This window comes from Leptospira noguchii serovar Panama str. CZ214, assembly GCF_000306255.2.
GTDB classification, from domain to species: Bacteria; Spirochaetota; Leptospiria; order Leptospirales; family Leptospiraceae; genus Leptospira; species Leptospira noguchii.
Genome location: NZ_AKWY02000004.1, coordinates 208948 through 225051, shown reverse-complemented (window position 1 = coordinate 225051; position 16104 = coordinate 208948). Strand labels below are relative to the sequence as shown.

General features: G+C 34.5%; 14 protein-coding genes. 7 read left to right on the top strand and 7 right to left on the bottom strand.

Annotation, left to right across the window (positions count from 1 at the left end; all coding sequences use genetic code 11):
* Positions 1-261 precede the first annotated feature (261 nt).
* The 3 genes from LEP1GSC059_RS02570 to LEP1GSC059_RS02560 form a co-directional block, all read right to left on the bottom strand.
* A complete protein-coding gene (locus LEP1GSC059_RS02570) occupies positions 262-933 on the bottom strand; it encodes a response regulator (protein ID WP_004421574.1) in 672 nt (223 codons plus the stop codon).
* Positions 930-1991, bottom strand: coding sequence for a sensor histidine kinase (locus tag LEP1GSC059_RS02565; protein WP_002178955.1), 1062 nt, complete (start codon positions 1989-1991; stop codon positions 930-932). The genes LEP1GSC059_RS02570 and LEP1GSC059_RS02565 overlap by 4 nt, the downstream gene beginning before the upstream one ends.
* Positions 1992-2072: 81 nt before the next feature.
* On the bottom strand, positions 2073-3359 hold the full coding sequence (locus tag LEP1GSC059_RS02560; protein WP_017215273.1) for an LruC domain-containing protein: 1287 nt from the start codon (positions 3357-3359) through the stop codon (positions 2073-2075).
* A gap of 1573 nt (positions 3360-4932) precedes the next feature.
* Here LEP1GSC059_RS02560 and coaE point away from each other — a divergent pair.
* The 3 genes from coaE to LEP1GSC059_RS02545 are packed head-to-tail and all read left to right on the top strand — an operon-like array spanning position 4933 to position 6997.
* Complete coding sequence (coaE, locus tag LEP1GSC059_RS02555) at positions 4933-5556, top strand: dephospho-CoA kinase (RefSeq protein WP_017215277.1); 624 nt, start codon at positions 4933-4935, stop codon at positions 5554-5556.
* Positions 5553-6296: an SPOR domain-containing protein gene (locus LEP1GSC059_RS02550; RefSeq protein ID WP_020980260.1), complete on the top strand. Its 744-nt coding sequence runs from the start codon at positions 5553-5555 to the stop codon at positions 6294-6296. The genes coaE and LEP1GSC059_RS02550 overlap by 4 nt, the downstream gene beginning before the upstream one ends.
* A gap of 53 nt (positions 6297-6349) precedes the next feature.
* Positions 6350-6997: an FFLEELY motif protein gene (locus tag LEP1GSC059_RS02545; protein ID WP_017215280.1), complete on the top strand. Its 648-nt coding sequence runs from the start codon at positions 6350-6352 to the stop codon at positions 6995-6997.
* Positions 6998-7257: 260 nt separating this feature from the next.
* Here LEP1GSC059_RS02545 and LEP1GSC059_RS02540 read toward each other — a convergent pair whose 3' ends face one another.
* Both LEP1GSC059_RS02540 and LEP1GSC059_RS02535 read right to left on the bottom strand, forming a co-directional pair.
* Positions 7258-8943 carry a GAF domain-containing hybrid sensor histidine kinase/response regulator gene (locus tag LEP1GSC059_RS02540; RefSeq protein WP_036056934.1) on the bottom strand — a complete coding sequence of 562 codons (1686 nt, stop codon included), beginning with the start codon at positions 8941-8943 and terminating at the stop codon, positions 7258-7260.
* 65 nt (positions 8944-9008) lie between these two features.
* Complete coding sequence (locus tag LEP1GSC059_RS02535) at positions 9009-9482, bottom strand: LIC13081 family protein (RefSeq protein ID WP_002178943.1); 474 nt, start codon at positions 9480-9482, stop codon at positions 9009-9011.
* A gap of 70 nt (positions 9483-9552) precedes the next feature.
* Here LEP1GSC059_RS02535 and LEP1GSC059_RS02530 point away from each other — a divergent pair, with 70 nt between their 5' ends.
* Together LEP1GSC059_RS02530 and LEP1GSC059_RS02525 are read left to right on the top strand one after the other, a co-directional pair.
* Complete coding sequence (locus tag LEP1GSC059_RS02530) at positions 9553-10440, top strand: pirin family protein (RefSeq protein ID WP_004432410.1); 888 nt, start codon at positions 9553-9555, stop codon at positions 10438-10440.
* Between the two features lie 70 nt (positions 10441-10510).
* On the top strand, positions 10511-10930 hold the full coding sequence (locus LEP1GSC059_RS02525; protein WP_000376389.1) for a DoxX family protein: 420 nt from the start codon (positions 10511-10513) through the stop codon (positions 10928-10930).
* 393 nt (positions 10931-11323) lie between these two features.
* Here the strand turns inward: LEP1GSC059_RS02525 and LEP1GSC059_RS02520 are convergent, their stop codons facing one another.
* Entirely contained in the window at positions 11324-12151 is an 828-nt protein-coding gene (locus tag LEP1GSC059_RS02520) for a hypothetical protein (RefSeq protein ID WP_020980236.1), read from the bottom strand.
* 630 nt (positions 12152-12781) lie between these two features.
* The gene (locus LEP1GSC059_RS02515; protein WP_017215282.1) at positions 12782-13789 is read right to left on the bottom strand and encodes a YheT family hydrolase; all 1008 of its coding nucleotides are present in this window, start codon (positions 13787-13789) and stop codon (positions 12782-12784) included.
* A gap of 492 nt (positions 13790-14281) precedes the next feature.
* Here LEP1GSC059_RS02515 and LEP1GSC059_RS02510 point away from each other — a divergent pair, with 492 nt between their 5' ends.
* Positions 14282-15016 (top strand): LIC_13076 family protein, encoded by a 735-nt coding sequence (locus tag LEP1GSC059_RS02510; RefSeq protein ID WP_020980225.1) that lies wholly within the window; start codon positions 14282-14284, stop codon positions 15014-15016.
* 8 nt (positions 15017-15024) lie between these two features.
* Positions 15025-15738, top strand: coding sequence for an Lcl C-terminal domain-containing protein (locus LEP1GSC059_RS02505; protein WP_017215284.1), 714 nt, complete (start codon positions 15025-15027; stop codon positions 15736-15738).
* Positions 15739-16104 lie beyond the last annotated feature (366 nt).

The window sequence follows — 16104 nt, the reverse complement described above, 5'->3', positions numbered from 1 at the left end:
TATAGATAAATTTAAAAAATGTAGGAATTACTACGAAAATTAGATTAAAAAAAATGAATGTTTAAAACTTTTAATGTGACTTAATCTGTGGGAACCACTGCAAATTAAGATTTCACAATAAAACTTCCAAAAGCTCGAAAATTTTCTTGAGTTGGTCGGCAAGATTGTGGTTTGTAGTAGTTCTCACATTTTAAGAATCAATCCGCAAGTTCAGACCCAAAATTTATTCAGAAAAATAGATTATGGACGAATAGGCGTTTGTTAGGATTCGATCAAACCTGCGCGAATCGCATACATTACTAAATCTGCAACCTTATGTAGATCTAATTTTTTCATGATATTGGCGCGGTGAACCTTAACCGTGGCCGGTGAAATTCTTAAAATTTTACCGATGGATTCGTTAGAATTTCCTTCGGCGACTAGTTTCAAGATTTCTCTTTCCCGATCTGAAAGTACTGAAAACGCTTTTTTAGCGTCTTGATTGTCCTCTCCTGGTTTTCCGGAACTTACAAAGCCGGATAAAAAGTGTGTAGTTATTCCCGGACTTAAATACGTTTCCCCTTTGTGAACCGCTTCAATGGCGCGAAGTAAATCGTTTCCAGCGTCATCCTTTAATACGTATCCATTGATACCTAGTTCTAATAATTTTTGAACGTATTCCTTATTATCATGACGGGAAAGAATGATGGTTCGGATATTCGGATAATATTTTCTCAGATTTTTTACGAGATCAATTCCACTTAACCCAGGCATGGAAATGTCTGTGATGACTAAATCTGGATTTAATTTGCCGATTTGGTCTAGTGCTTTTTCGGCGTCTCCAGATTCGCCACAAATTTCAAAACCGGGTTGTCCGGACAGAATCATCTTTAATCCTTCTCTAAGAATTGCGTGATCGTCGACTAGAAATATTTTTGTATCGGTAGACTTCATGTTTTTTTAGCGTATGTGTTTTTATTTTTTTCTAAAGGAATTCGAATGATAAACTTAGTTCCTTGCCCAGCAGAAGAATCAATCTTAATTTTACCATTTAAATCTTCTACTCTTCTACGGATATTTTCAAGTCCAAAACCGGAAGACCTGGCTCTGACCTTTCTTTCCTGAAAACCTATGCCGTTATCTTTAGCGTCTATAGACAATTGTCTTCCTTTAACTTGAATCTTAAGAGAAATTTTACTCGCTTGGGAATGTTTGATCACGTTTTGAAAGATTTCTTGAACGATTCTAAAAACCTGATTGGCCACCATAGGTTCTATATTCAATTTTAGATTTAAGTCTAAATCAGCTTCCACGTCCATAGGTGGAAATAGATCCGAACTTAAGGATCGAATTGCAGCTTCTAAACCGATTTCTCTCAGTGTAGAAGGATGTAAGTTTGTATAAATATCTCTCAGTTCTTGGCTTGCCTTGTCGATCAAAAGAAGCCCCGTATCGAACTGCGCTCCGTAAACTTTAGGATTTCGATTGTATGCTTGGAAGTTGAGTTTTGCCGCGAGAATGGTCTGGCCCACGCCGTCATGTAATTCCCCCGAAAGTCTAATTCTTTCTTCTTCTTGTGATTGTAGAAGTTTGGTATGAAGACTTGCGATTTTTCTTTCTAATCTTTTGTTTTCTGTAATGTTTTTGAGAATAATCCCTATATGGTCCCCAAAACGAAATACGGAATAACCGTAATAGATTTTTTGTTTTCTAAATTCTTGGTTTTGGACTTTTCCCCATTTAGATAGATTGATGTTCGATTCCATCTCTTCATGGTCCACCGGATTTAAGTTTAAAATCCGAAACAGATTTTTACCGATCAAACTACGGGAACTTCCTGCAAATTCTTTTTGAAAGGATTGGTTTGCAAACAGAATCGTTTGAGTATTATCAATTGCTACGATGGGAGAAATCTCTTTGAGAAGATTGAGAAAAAATTTAGGCGGAAGACCTGGTTTCAATATCGTTGTAGAAGTAAGACGTTTTCGATTCTTACGTTTCAAATCCTGCATAAGAGGTTAAACACTTTTGTTTGACCTCAAGAAAGAAAAGAAAAAAAGAATTCCCAGGAAAAAATTCCTGGGAAAATGAATTCAGTTCGATGCAGGAAATACTTCCGAGGAAACGGGAGTGAAATACCAGTTATGGTTTGTATTTCCCATGGATTCATACCAAGGTTTAAAAGAAGGATATGATTTACGAATATCTGTACTTTCATAAGGCCAGAGAAAATTTCCAGGAACTAATAAAGCCCAGGGAAATCCCGTAGAATCTAAATAACGATCTTTTCCGTTGGTATCAAAATATCTTTTTGGAAAGTGTATTTCCTGATTAGTATTGATCACTTTGATAAACGTATCATAGGGAGCAGGTCCTAAGGTTACTCGATTGATCGCATTTTGTAGAATTACTTCTAGACTTGCGGACTTCCCTTTTTTGAAAGTGGTGCTAGTTTTAGAAGTATTGGAAGATAGAATCGTAGTATTGGATTTCGGAAGAATTTCTAAAGAAGAAATTGCAGAGTTACCGCCGGTAGAATTATATTCTATGGTTGAGCCGTCGTATCCATATCGAGTAAGAGAATACGACGAAGCCGTGATTTGTGGAATTGTAAGATGTAAAGTGTGATTATAACCGGCTCCTTTGGCTACGTGAGTAAAATTTGCTCGTACTCTTGCTACTTCTCCTTTTGCGTTCCAGTCTTCTTCAAATACGGCTCTTATATTATAGTCGTTAAAGTCCGCGTCTCCCTGATTTGGGTATAAGTCTTCAAATGAAATTGTATAATATCCTTCCGCTGGATAACGAAACGTAGACGCGCGAGTAGGATCGTTTGGATACGTATCGTCTCGATCTATAATACCGTCTCCGTCCGTGTCTGGAAGAATTACGTTATTTCCTTTGATGACTACTGTGATTCTTCTAGAAATACTATAAGCGTTGATAATTTGAATTTCCGCTTCATAAAGTTGACCGAATGCCTGTACTTTGAGTAAAACTTTATGAGTTGTTTCGTCGATTGTAAAACTTCCCTTGACTTCTCCATTTTCCGAAGTTACCGCTCTGAAGATAGATTTTTGAGAAGTATTATCTATATTAAAAATTTGTACTAAACTTCCCGAAATAGGAGACTCCGGGCTGAGAACCTGGACATTTACGTTTACCGTTTTTGTAGTATCAAAAATGAAATCCACCGGAGCGGTTTCATCGTTGATTACAATGCTGAACGGTTGTTCTCCTGCTGGTGGTGGAGACGGGTTGGGCTGCGTTGCGCTTAAAAGCCAGAGTAGGTTGGGATCTTGAGAATTCGTACAGGCGTTAATTCCGATCAGAAGAGCCCCTATAAAAATTGTATTTGTTAGTTTTTGAAAAATTCTCATTTTTATTTCATTCCTTAGCACCTCTCATTTTCTCACAAAGGGAAACAGTAGACAATAGTCTCAAGTACATATTTTGTTAAGCGAACAGGGCTAAAATGGAATTAATTTTTTTTACGACGTTTTTTAGTTATAGTTTTGTCTCAAACTTGCTCTTTTTGATCGTATTTAAATTTGTTTTTTTATCTATATAAAATCCAAAAACTTCAAAATCAAATAGAGTTTCTTTTGAAGTTTTGAAGTAAATTTTATAGTATATTCAAAAAATATTTTATACTATTTTTATATTATATATAAAATAGTTAATTAAAGTTGTTGAAAAATTTCATAGTCCAAATTAACAAAACTGCTTGAATTGACCGCTTTCATCAAACAGAAATAGATGGAGAATCTATTTTTCAACAACTCTATTATATTCTTACAGGGAAGAAATTTGTATTAAAAGTTTTTAATTTTATGATGTTGGCGGAAGAGATGTTTTATATACAAAATCGATCTTTGTTATAAAAATGTGTGAAAAGAAAACCATGAGTTTATTCAAAAATTAAAATATAATATAATCTTCCTCAAAAAAGATTGATTCCAGAATTTAGATTTGTAATAGTTTTACATTTTTGCTAAGATCCATAAACTTGGTGTTATACTCAAAACTAGAATAGAGTTGTTGGAAAAATCCAAATTTGCAACTAACAAAACGGCTTTATCGATTCGTTTTAATGAAAAAAACGGAAGAAGATTCATTTTTCAACAATTTTAATATGAATTCTGCATAATCAAGTTTGGGGGAATGCCGATTGCATTTTTAGCTCCAGTCAATCAATTACATGAAAGAAACATAATGCAATATTTCATCTTTAGTTTAAATTTATTGTAGAATGTGATTTATTGAGCGATCCGCGATACATTGAGTTAAAGAAGCGGACGCTTTAGTTTGAAAGAACATTCTACTGAACTTCAACCGCTTTCGTATTGGATTCTATCGAACTTACATAAAACGATACTTTATGATAATGTTTAGGGATTCAATTTTATAAGAACGAATAGGATTCATCGTATTTTCTTGATACATTTTTTAGTAAGACCATTATTTTTAGATTTTATGGAGAATTTCTAAAGATGTTAATCGGAAATCAGACTGAAAGAATTAATTCCAAAATAGAAGTTGAGGTTTAGAATGTGTAGGAACCATATATTTTTATTCAACTTTTATTGAACTGAAAGAAAGGCGTCAGAGGAAATCTTGAAATTGTTCAGTCGTTTGTGATAAAATTGTAATAGTTCCTACTTTTTGAAATTTTACAGTAGAATCCGAATTTGCGGTAGTTCCCACAGATTTAGTCTCATTTGGATTTATTACGTTTTTTGAAGATTCTTCTTTTTATTAAAAATTGTAATAGTTCCTACATTTTAAAGTTTTACAGTAAAATCCGGATTTGCAGTAGTTCCCACAAAAACCGCCGCGTTGGATTTTTCTTGCTCGGCTATTGAACTCTGGTTCGAATTGATAAGAATCAACCTTTCCAAACAATCTATCTTTTTTGCTTGTACTTTTGCCTAGGTGCTCTATCTTTAACGTATGCAGAATTCCGATTCTGGTAAAAGAACCTTTTTGATTGGGATTACCGGAATGATTGGAGGAGGTAAAAGTACCGCTGCTAAAATTTTGGAAGAATTGGGATGTTTTGGAATCAATGCAGATCGTTTAGCAAAACGTTATACGGAACCGGATTCTCCTATCTTAACCGAACTTGTAAAACTTTTAGGAGATGAGATTTTAGACGATCAAGGAAAGCCAGATAGGAAAAAAATTTCCAAAATTGTTTTTAATGATCCGGAAAAATTGTCGGGACTGAATCAATTGATTCATCCTTTGGTTAGAAGTGATTTTCAAAAAATTTTAGAAACGACCGCAAAAGGAAAAATGGTAGTTTGGGAAGTTCCACTTTTGTTTGAAACCGATGCCCATACTCTCTGTGACGCGACCGTGACCGTGGATTCCGATCCGGAAGAATCGATTTTAAGAACGATCTCTAGGGACGGAGTGAAAAAAGAAGACGTTTTAGCGAGAATCAAAAACCAACTTCCTCTTACGGAAAAACTAAAAAGAGCCGATTATATACTTAGAAACAGAGGGAATTTAGATTCTCTCAGGGAAGAATGTAAAAGTTTATACTCTGTTTTATTGGGAAAAATATTATGAAAGAAAAAATTTTTTATGTAATCAATCTGGATAATAAGAGAATTCTAATTTTATCCACGTTCTTAATTGGGTTGTTTTTCTCGTTCTTTTTATTGGGAGTATCAGTTGGTAAAAAGCGCACGGCTGATTCTGGGGTAGATTCTTTAACATTAAACGAAAATAAAAATCCGGAGATTCAAAATTCGATTCCTTTTGCCGAACCTGGTCAAATTCCGACTGAAAGTAATTATAAAGTTGCCTCTGCTGAAATTCCACAGGCAAGTACCAATTTACCTTCTAGTACAAATTCTCAAGATTCAGTGACTTTTAAAAACATTCCTCCTGCTGCAGAAGTTATTGATTTTAAAAGAACTAAAACAAGTTCGACTAACGTGGAAAAAGAAAATCGATCTTCGGTCGAAACTCTTTCGGTTAAAGGGCCAGAAGATTCTAAAACCTCTAAAAAAATCAAACGGAACGAAGAGAAACAATCTAAACGAGTTTCTGTTAAATCCTTATCTGACGAAGAATCAGATAAATTTACGCTTCAAGTAGCCGCATTTAAGGAAAAAGAAAAAGCAGACGAGTTAGCAAAATCGATCTCAAACACAGTAAAAAAAATAAAAGCAAACGTCAAAAGATCCAGAAACGGATATTATACGGTTCGGTTCGGATCTGATTCCTCTAAAAAAGGAGCGGAAAACCTTGCAAAATTTTTGCCAGCTAAATTGAGATCTGGAACCATCGTAGTCAAGGATTGATTTTTATATTGACCTGAGTTGCGTAACCTACGAAATCTGTTTCTGAATTAAGAATGGATCAACAGGTGTTAGAGCTAACGCGTAAAGCGGTTGTTCGCGCGACTATCGATAGACTTCGTACAACTTATTCGGATCTTCTTGTTGTCAAAGGATACGATGGGATTCCGGATTTTTTCGAATTCAATTTATATTCTCCTTCGAACAAGGAAGAAAGAGATAACGCTTTAGAAAGTCTTTATGAAAAATTAAAAACGGTTGCGGGTAAATCCATGACCGAAAACATTCATCAGATCATTCTGTTAAATCGTTTGACCGATTCTTTGGATTACGACACTGCAAAGATTGTAATCGAAAATAATCTCATCGAAGACGGTAAAATTTCTAGAAATAATTTATATGCAGCAATGGGCGAAGCGAATCGTTTTGATGAAAGAAAAAGCCAGATCCAAATGGTTTGTAATACTCTGAGATTCTTTTTTTCCCTTTCCAAACTTCCTATGATCAAACTCGTAATGGCCCCGATCAAAGTTGCCGCTTCCATGGTAGGTGCAAATTCTTTAGTAGAAACGATGGAGGCCGGATACGAGTTGTCCAGCAAGATCAAGGATTTGAATCCTTTTATAGATGCTTTTCTGGATAGAGAGATTCGTCTTATCGTAAAATTAGAGACAGGGCATCCTGTTGGAGAACTTGCTAATTAACGTGAGTTCGGCGTAAGAAAAATCTTGGTGAATAAAAAAACTCAATCTAACAGCTCTTAGGAGTCGTTAGATGGTAACATAATAATCACTTTCACATTGTTACTCACTTTAAGTAAAAATAGAATTTTCTAAACGTATCATTTTCAGAATATATCTGTAAAAATCGTAATTTGTATTAGTTCCCACAATTCAAAAATAGAATTTGAAACTTGTAATCGTTCCTACATTTTTAAGGTAAATGTTAACTACTCTTAAAAGAATCACTTTGTTGTTTTGTAGGAAATAAATTGATTCAGTAGGTTTGCGATTTCTTCTTTGTGAAAAGGTTTACTGATGTATTGATCGATTCCAGAAGCCATACAATCTTCCTTATCCGTTTGACTAGCATTAGCCGTCATTGCAATGATATAAGGACGAACGGACGAGTCGTTTTGTCGTGTTAAGATTTTAGCGGCTTCGATTCCGTTCAGTTCTGGCATTTGAATGTCCAAAAATAAAATGTCTGTTTTATGGGCTTCTACGTGACGTAATGCTTCTAATCCATTAGATACGATCACAGGTTTGTAACCTAGTTTTTCTAAAATCTTTTTGATCAGCATCTGATTGGTTTCATTATCTTCTGCAACTAGAATGTTTAGACTTTGAATCGGAGTTTGGTCTGCGTTTGGAGCTGTTTTTTTAAGTTCAAAATAAACTTCCGATTTTTCGGCGAGTGGAATTTGTCCCGAAATTTCAAAAATGCTTCCTTGATTGATTACACTCTGAGCTGTAAGTTTTAAGTTCATCATTTCCGCAAGGCTTTTGCTGATCGAAAGACCTAGTCCGGTTCCTCCATATTTTCTAGAAACCGAACTGTCTACTTGCCTGTAGGCTTGGAATAATTCTTTGAGTTTTTGTTCCGGTATTCCAACCCCGGTATCTTTTATCTGAATTTGTAAGTTACATTGTTTCAAATCGGATTTAAAATCGAATTGAATCAATATGCTTCCTTTTTCAGTGAATTTGATGGCGTTCGAGATAAGATTGACTAAGATCTGTTTGAGTCGGTGCGGGTCTGTAGATACGATTAAGTAGGAGGGTTGTTTGCCAACCAATTTAAATTCTATATTTTTACGTTTTGCGTCTGCTTCAAAAAGATAAAATACGTCTTTTAATAAATCCATCAGATCAAAAGCGATAATTTCAATTTTCATATTAAAAGATTCTAATTTAGAAAAATCCAATATATCATTTAGAAGATTGAGTAATAATTTCCCACTTCTCTGGATGGTATTTACGTATTCTACTTGTTCTTGTTGTAATTTCGTTTCCGATAAAAGGCCGGAAACCCCCAAAATTCCGTGAACAGGCGTGCGAATTTCATGGCTCATGTTTGCAAAAAACAGACTTTTAGATTTTTGTAATTCTTCTTCTTTTTTTTGAATTATTAATAGTTCTATGTTTTTTTTATTTAGTTCGAAGTTATATATGATTTGGTTTGATAATGCTTTTAGAATGGTTTTCTGTTGAGGATTTAAATGGTTCGGTTGTGAATCGAACACACAAAGTGTTCCTATATTAAAACCATCCGGAGTTTTTAAGGGAGTTCCCACATAAAAACGAATGTAGGGAGGACCCAAAACGGAAGGTTTATTTTTAAATATTTCGTTTTCTAAGGCGTCCTCGATTTCTAAAAGGTCGTCCTGCATAATTGCATATTGACAAAAGGAGGTGTTTCTGGCGCTTTCAGATTCTTTCATTCCCAATTTTGACTTAAACCAGAGTCGGTTTGTGTCGACTAACGAAATCAAGGCCATTGAAGAATTGCAGATATATGCTGCTATTTGAGTTAATGAATCGAATTTTTCTTCCGAAGCCGTGTCTAAGATTTGGTAAGAATGTAGAGCACGGAGCCTTTCTGTCTCGTTAAGCGGAATTGGAACTGAATGGTTGTTTGAAGTTTTCACGGAACTAAGCCGAAAGCATTCTCTCCAAAAAAGAATATTAGGCAAGAGGAATTTTGATCGAAAAACTAAATTCGAATAATTTGAAAATGTTTCGGAAAACCACTTTCGTCCTGATACAAACAATTTTGCAATTGTTTCATTTCTTTGTAAATTCTTCCTCTAATTCCGGAAGCAAATATTTTTTCTACAAAGTGATAAGGGAACTTAAGTTTAGAATGATTTGTGAAAGTTATTTTTGTTCCTCGATCCGTAATTTGAAAAGTATAAATGTCCCTTTGATCCATGAGAGAGCTTTGAATTTCCATAATCATTCTGGAATTAGGAATCCATTCCCTTGCAGAATAATTCGCCTTGAGTTTAAAAGGTCCGAAAGAATAAAATACTTCGTAAATTGGAAAGCTATTTCCGTTTTTGGAAGAAACAGGAGATACATTGGAAATTTTATCTCCCCAGTAAATTAAGTTTCTAAAATCTGCAACGAACCCAAACGTATCGTCTAAAGAATATGAAACTAAAAAAGTTACAGTAGTAGTTATCATTTTTGTAACCGTTCTATTTTTCTAAAAAATATTTGTATCACGACCAGACTGGGAGAGGAGCGTTTGATTTATGAATTTAAGAAAAGTGAAAACAATCAGACCGTCATTGAGAACAATGGAAGGAGGAGGTTTTCCCGTTCGTAGACCTTTTCCTGTTCAAGACTTAATTCATTTAGATCCTTTTCTATTATTAGACGAAATGGGACCTGTAGAATACAAACCCGGTAAAGCAATTGGTGCACCAGAACATCCGCATCGAGGTTTTGAAACAGTCACTTATTTATTATCCGGAGAAATGGAACATAGAGATTCTTGGGGAAATTATGGTAAACTGAAACCGGGAGACGTTCAATGGATGACCGCTGGTTCTGGTTTGGTTCATTCCGAATTGCCTTCAAATGAGTTTCAGAAAAACGGTGGTTGGATGCATGGATTTCAATTGTGGGTCAACCTGCCCGCTTCTCAAAAGATGAGTCGTCCTAGATACCAAGACACTCCTTCTGAAAGAATTCCTGAAGTTGAAACGTCTGATGGCAAAACAAAAATTAGAGTGATTGCCGGAGAAGTGTTTGGAACAAAAGCGGTGATTGAAACTAAAATTCCAATCTTATACTATCATTTTCATCTTATTCCCGGCGCGGATGTTTCTGTTCCGATTCCTGTGTCGTATAACGTGTTTGCTTTTCCATTTTCAGGAGACGGAATTTTATATGCTCAAGAAGGAAAAATTTCTTTAAAAGAAGGGGAGATGGTTTGGTTCGAGAGAGGAGAAGGAGACGTTCGATTTTCTTTACCGAAGGATTCTTTGAACGGTTGGGAATTCCTTTTGATCGGGGGTCAACCCGTGGAAGAACCGGTTGCAAGATATGGTCCTTTTGTAATGAACACCCAAGAGGAAATTTATCAAGCATTTCACGATTTTCAATCCGGCAAGATGGGAAATATTGATTCGGAGTAAAATTCTATACTTCTCACCTTGCAAAAGTTTCGAAAAGGGGTATCATAAACTAAAAACCTGGGGGTAAGTTATGGATCGTTGGCTAAAAGATCATCGGGATTGGTTGGTTGATTTCCTGCGAATTTATCTGGGAGGAGTTTTAATTTATAAAGGTCTTGAATTTTTATACGATACGGATGCATTGATTCGTTTGATGGAAATGAATAACGCGCCAATGGCGTCTACGTTACTCGCTCATTATATCGTAATTGCACATATCTGCGGGGGTGTTTTGCTTTTATCCGGGTTATTGACTCGTTTTGCGGCGATTCTTCAAGTTCCTGTGTTGATTGGAGCGGTTTTATTCATCCATGCTAAGGAAGGGTTTATGGCTCCGGGATCCAATCTTCCGTATGCAGCGATGATTCTTTTATTACTATTTCATTTTTCCTTATATGGATCTGGAAGAATTTCAGCGGATTATTATATCGAAACACACAAGAGCGTTTAGGTCAGAGGCCACCTTTACAAAATAGATTTTTAATCTAATGGTGGTCGTAAAACGGCGATTTTACGGAGAAATTTGATTTGTAGCAGTTCCACATTTTGTTGTTAGACTTGGCGTCAAAGATGTTGAGACAAATTCAAACTAAATTTTTCCGTAAAAATGAAATGTAGGAACTCAATATTCTTAGCTTTTAAATATTCAAATCAATATGAAACACAAAAAAGTGTAGCCCTACGGTTTTTAAACGTGTGGGACTATTATAAAATTGAGTAATTAAAGTTTACTGATACTTATAAAAATTGAGTACTATAAATTTTATTCGTAAAACCCTATTCCAATACAAAATTCGGTATTTGTTATTATAGTTTTGAGAAGGAATTTTGAGTTCAAAAGCTCCTACCAGTTCAAACCGATTCCAAATTTTACAGAATACTCTTGTAAGGACCAGATATGTCTTTCTTTTTCGCTGAATAAATTTTTCAAGTTTCCATACGTTTTAGAATAAGCGTCGTAGTTTGTACCAACTAGTTCCGTTAAAAGATAAACTCGATTTGTGATAAAGTAGCGGGAACCAATTACTAAACTTGTTTGAAAAAGTTTAGAATTGGAAACGGAGTCTCTTCCATATCCGAACAAAATTCTAATATACGGATCCAATGTAGAATTTTCTAAAAAATGATAGGAAAAATGAACGTTAAACGTCATCGCCTTCATCAATTCGTTGTTGTGATAGGTAAAATAAGGAAAGGCCGTTTCCAATTTTGTTAATTGATCAAACGAAACGTTTTGAAAAGAAGGATCAGTAAGACGAGCGTATCCGGTGACTAATAAAAAATCTGTTTTTGAAAAGGAAAGATTAGACGCTTGAAGTTGGGATTGATTGAGACTAAATCCAATTCCAAGTCTTGATTTTATTAAATATTCAAATAAAAACGAAGAATTTTGTCCGGTAATTTTTGGTTTGGGCGCCTGATCAAATAAGTATGCACTTAACAATTTGTCTTCGGTTGAACCGATTCCACCTGCGTAGTATCCAAAAATTTCAGAGTTGCCGTATGTAAAATCCCGATTCATCGAATTCAGATCGATTTTATTCGGGTTGGTCTTCAGATAATTAAATCCTTCTCCGTAAGTAAGTTCAAAAAAAAGAGGTTCTCTTTTTGTTTCTGCCGCCATTTCAGTACAAATGAAAATGGTAAAGAGGAGTGAGATTATTTTTTTCATCTTAAAAATCCTTTTGTAAGGATAGCAGAAAAAAACCATCCATTCTTTCGAGCAAATAAAATGTTGAAATCATAATTAATACTTCTCCCAAAATGTAAAGACTTTGATGTAAAAACTACCGGAGTTTATAAACTCCAGTAGTTCATTATAAATTTATAAAGTATTATCATTGATACCTTTTGAGGTTTTACTCATCCTTATAATATTAGAGTTGTTGAAAAATGAATTGTCCATCTGTTTTATGGAAATGGTCGATTGAAACATTTTGTTAATCAGAACTATAAAATTTTTCAACAATTCTGATGTTTATCACAAAGCGCTGTTTCATGTAAGTCCGATAGAATCCAATGCGAAAGCGATTGAAGCGTAGGGAACTATGAGAACGCTCTTTAAAACTCAGTGTCTCGTTTCTTTAACTCAATACTTCTGCAGAGCGCTTGACAAATCGCGTTCTATAATAAATTGAAACTAAGGATGAAATATTGCACTACGTTTCTTTCATGTAATTGATGACTGTAGCTGAAAACGCCGTCCGGCAAAGTTAGATTCACCCCAACTTTCTTACGCCGAATTTACATTTAAACTTATTGGATTGGGTATTTTATTGTGTAGTTCTTGAGTGGTAACTTCTTAATATCCACTAAAAATTTCCTCTAAAACTCGAAAATACCAACAAGCTCCTTGCCAGTTTTCCAGAAAACCATTATGCCCTCCAAAATCCTGAATGGATATTCTTACGTTTCGATTTGGATGAAGAGAAAGAAAAGATTCTCCCCGAATGATCGGATCATCTTTTGCGGTCAAGATGGTAGTTGGAATTAAAATTTGAGAAAGTTCTTTTTCTCCTAAGGTATAAGTTCCAAAGTAATGGTCTAGGTCCTTAAATTCTTCGGTAGAATTTATTATTTTCTCGGTCATTTTCATTACGGATTTTTCCTTTAAGATTTTATCATAAGGAACTAAAGCAGGAAAATATTTCTGTTTTTTCTGAATCGATTGTTTCCATTTTTTAAGAAAGTATCTACCTATAATTTGTTTTTGATCCATTAGAATTGTTGCATCTTTCGGATGAATTGCGGGTGATATAGCGATACATTCTTTGAGCTGTTTGATTTTTATTTCCGATTGAGAATGAAGTCTGGCGATCCTAAGAGTAAAATTTCCTCCCAAGGAAAAACCGATGATAAAAACCGGAACCCCTTTGTTCGCAAACATTGCGGCCTTACGAACGGCTTCGTATGTTTCTTCCAGCAAACTTCCGTTAAACGGTTCCGGATTAAGATGATGGGTATCTCCGTGATCTCTATAGTTTAAGCGAAAAATGTTATATTTTTTTTCGTAAAAATAATTAGAAGTTCTTAATATGTAAGTTGAATTTACACTTCCTTCCCAACCGTGTAATAGAATTAAAAATCCTTTTGACTTTTGATTCTTTTGTCTGCTTAAGTGGCCTTCCAGTCTTACTCCTTTTCCGGCGTCTATAATCATTCGTTCTGTATTTTTTAAGAAGGTCATTTCTTTCGGTAGGTTCCACTTTAAGGAAGCGAAAGCCGTTTGTATAAAAGGGAATTTTAAAATTCCACTTGGATTGAACTTTGGAGTTTCAAGTTTTTTAAGATTCAAATTGTTTAAAATCATTTGTTTGTTTCGAAAATATTTTTTAGATTATCGGTTGTATCAAACTTCTTTTTTTATCTATTGTTTTTAATAATTATAGAACAAGTGTCTAATATTTTGCATTTAAACAGATTTTTACGATAAAGGTTTGATTGTGTTACTCTATTTTATAGGGATTAATAATAAAAAATTTAATTTTAGTATAAGAAAATAAATAGAATTTTTTCATTTTCAAGATTTATCTTTAAAATCTAGGTTTATTAGGGTTTTCAAATTCTTTTTTATGATAAGACAAAACTTTTATAAAACAAATTTTTTACAATGAACTTGTGTTAATTATCTCCAAGTTATTTAAATTTATTTTAAAAGTGAACTTAGAAATATTTCAAAATCTGTTTGAAAATAAAATAGAAACTTTTGATTCGGCTTCTATAGAAAAAAAGTCGCTTTTAGAACAGTTTTTAAAAATATACCAACAGCGCGTCATTTTGTGAAGTTGGGAGTTCGTTGTCAGTGAAGAATCTATTGAGTCTTTTATATTCTTTTTTGGTTTTATTTCGGTTTGGATTCTTTACATTAATTCTGTTTTTCTTATATTCTTGTACAAGTTTAGAATTGGGTTCGGTAAGAGGAGGACAGTTTACCATCGACTCTCAAAAGAATTCTAATGTGGATGGTTGTAAATCGATCGGTAAAAAATATCAGTGGTATGTTTTATTTGGTTCAATTCCTATTAATAAGGTCAATTATTCTGAAATTATGCCGGACCAAAATCGAACCTATCGGGTGAGTTTGAAAACTACTTGGTTGGATGGAATTCTCAGCACCCTCTTGGGAATTGCTGCTTCCGTTACCCGTAAGACCATCGATGCGGAAAGTTGTGATCCTAAAGAAATCGTTTCTTCCAAAGTGGTTCCTGTTTCTAATCCTCCAATTGAGAAACAGGAAAAAGAAGTTTCTAAGATTGATATGGCAAAGATCAAAGAAGATTATATCAGACAGAATGAAAGACAATGGAAAGAAGAATTACAAGAAAGAATTCATTCTTCTTTAAAAGAGGAATTGGATAACACTTGGAATAAGGAAGTTAAACAATCTAAAAACCTTTCTCTTTTGTATTTAAAGTCGGGTGAAGTTGCAAAAGGTACCGTTACTCGTATGGACGAGGAGGGCGTCCGTTTGTTTTATAAAGGTAAAGAAAGGACCTTTCGTCGTTCCGATATTCAAAGAGTTCGGTTTCAAGATTAAATAGTCCAATGACGAATAACGTTTTAATATTTTTTTTAAGAATTTTTATTTCTTCCTTTTTATTTTTAAGTTCTTCTTGTTACTTAAATCCTGTTTTTAAGGATTTGGTTTCTTCTGATGAAAAAAAAGAAGAATCTTTAGTTCCTTTGTTATTGATCTTGTCTTCAACCGCGGCTTCTCCTCCAGTGATCCAAGGAGAAACGATTTTTTTCCCGTCCACTGGTCTTACTTGGATGAGATGTTCTAGAGGTCAGACGTACAATGCCGCTTCCGATTCTTGTACAGGTTTTTTAGTTTCTCCTCAGTATTGTTCTAGTTTAGACAACCAATGTAATGGAACTTCGGGAGGCACTTTAATTTCTGGATCTGCTTTTAATTCTTGTTCCACTTTTCAGGTTTCCGGTAATTCTGCAACCTGGAGAGTTCCCACACATTCCGAATTAAAAGGAATTGTATTTTGTTCGAATGGAACGGATCTGACTCAGTCACAGGATCATTCTAAAACCTGTGCGTCTTCTGGAACCAGCTATGAAGCTCCTACAATTCGAAAAGATTGGTTTCCTGGAAATCCTTCTGGGAGTCTTATTGAATTTTGGAGTAGTACGAGTGATCCTCAGAATTCTGCAGTTGCTTGGAAGGTGAATTTTACAAACGGTTCTACAAATACCACTTCCCCAAAAAATGTTTCCGGGTATCTTCGTTGTGTGAGTAATTCTCGTTAGGTGATCCATCGTAGACTGAATGTGAACTCAACCTAAGAGTAAGCCAATAAACAACGCCGTAAAACAAGTTTGTTTTTGAAAACCGATTTGCCGAGTTAAAGAAAAAACGGTGCTTTTTCGTTTAAAAAATGAGAAGTTGGTTTTTATTGTGAAACGGTGTGCGCTTTAAAGTTTCACTGTGATCAAGTTTTTTAATTTAGTATTTTATTATATATAAAATAAGTTTGGTGTAAAGATAGAGTTTTGGAAGTTTTTTTGTAAAATCTTAATTTGTGTTAGTTTCCACAGATTAAGTCTCATTACGAATTTTTAAACATTTACTTTTTGTAATTTAGTTTTCATAGTAGTTCCTGCATTTTCAAAATC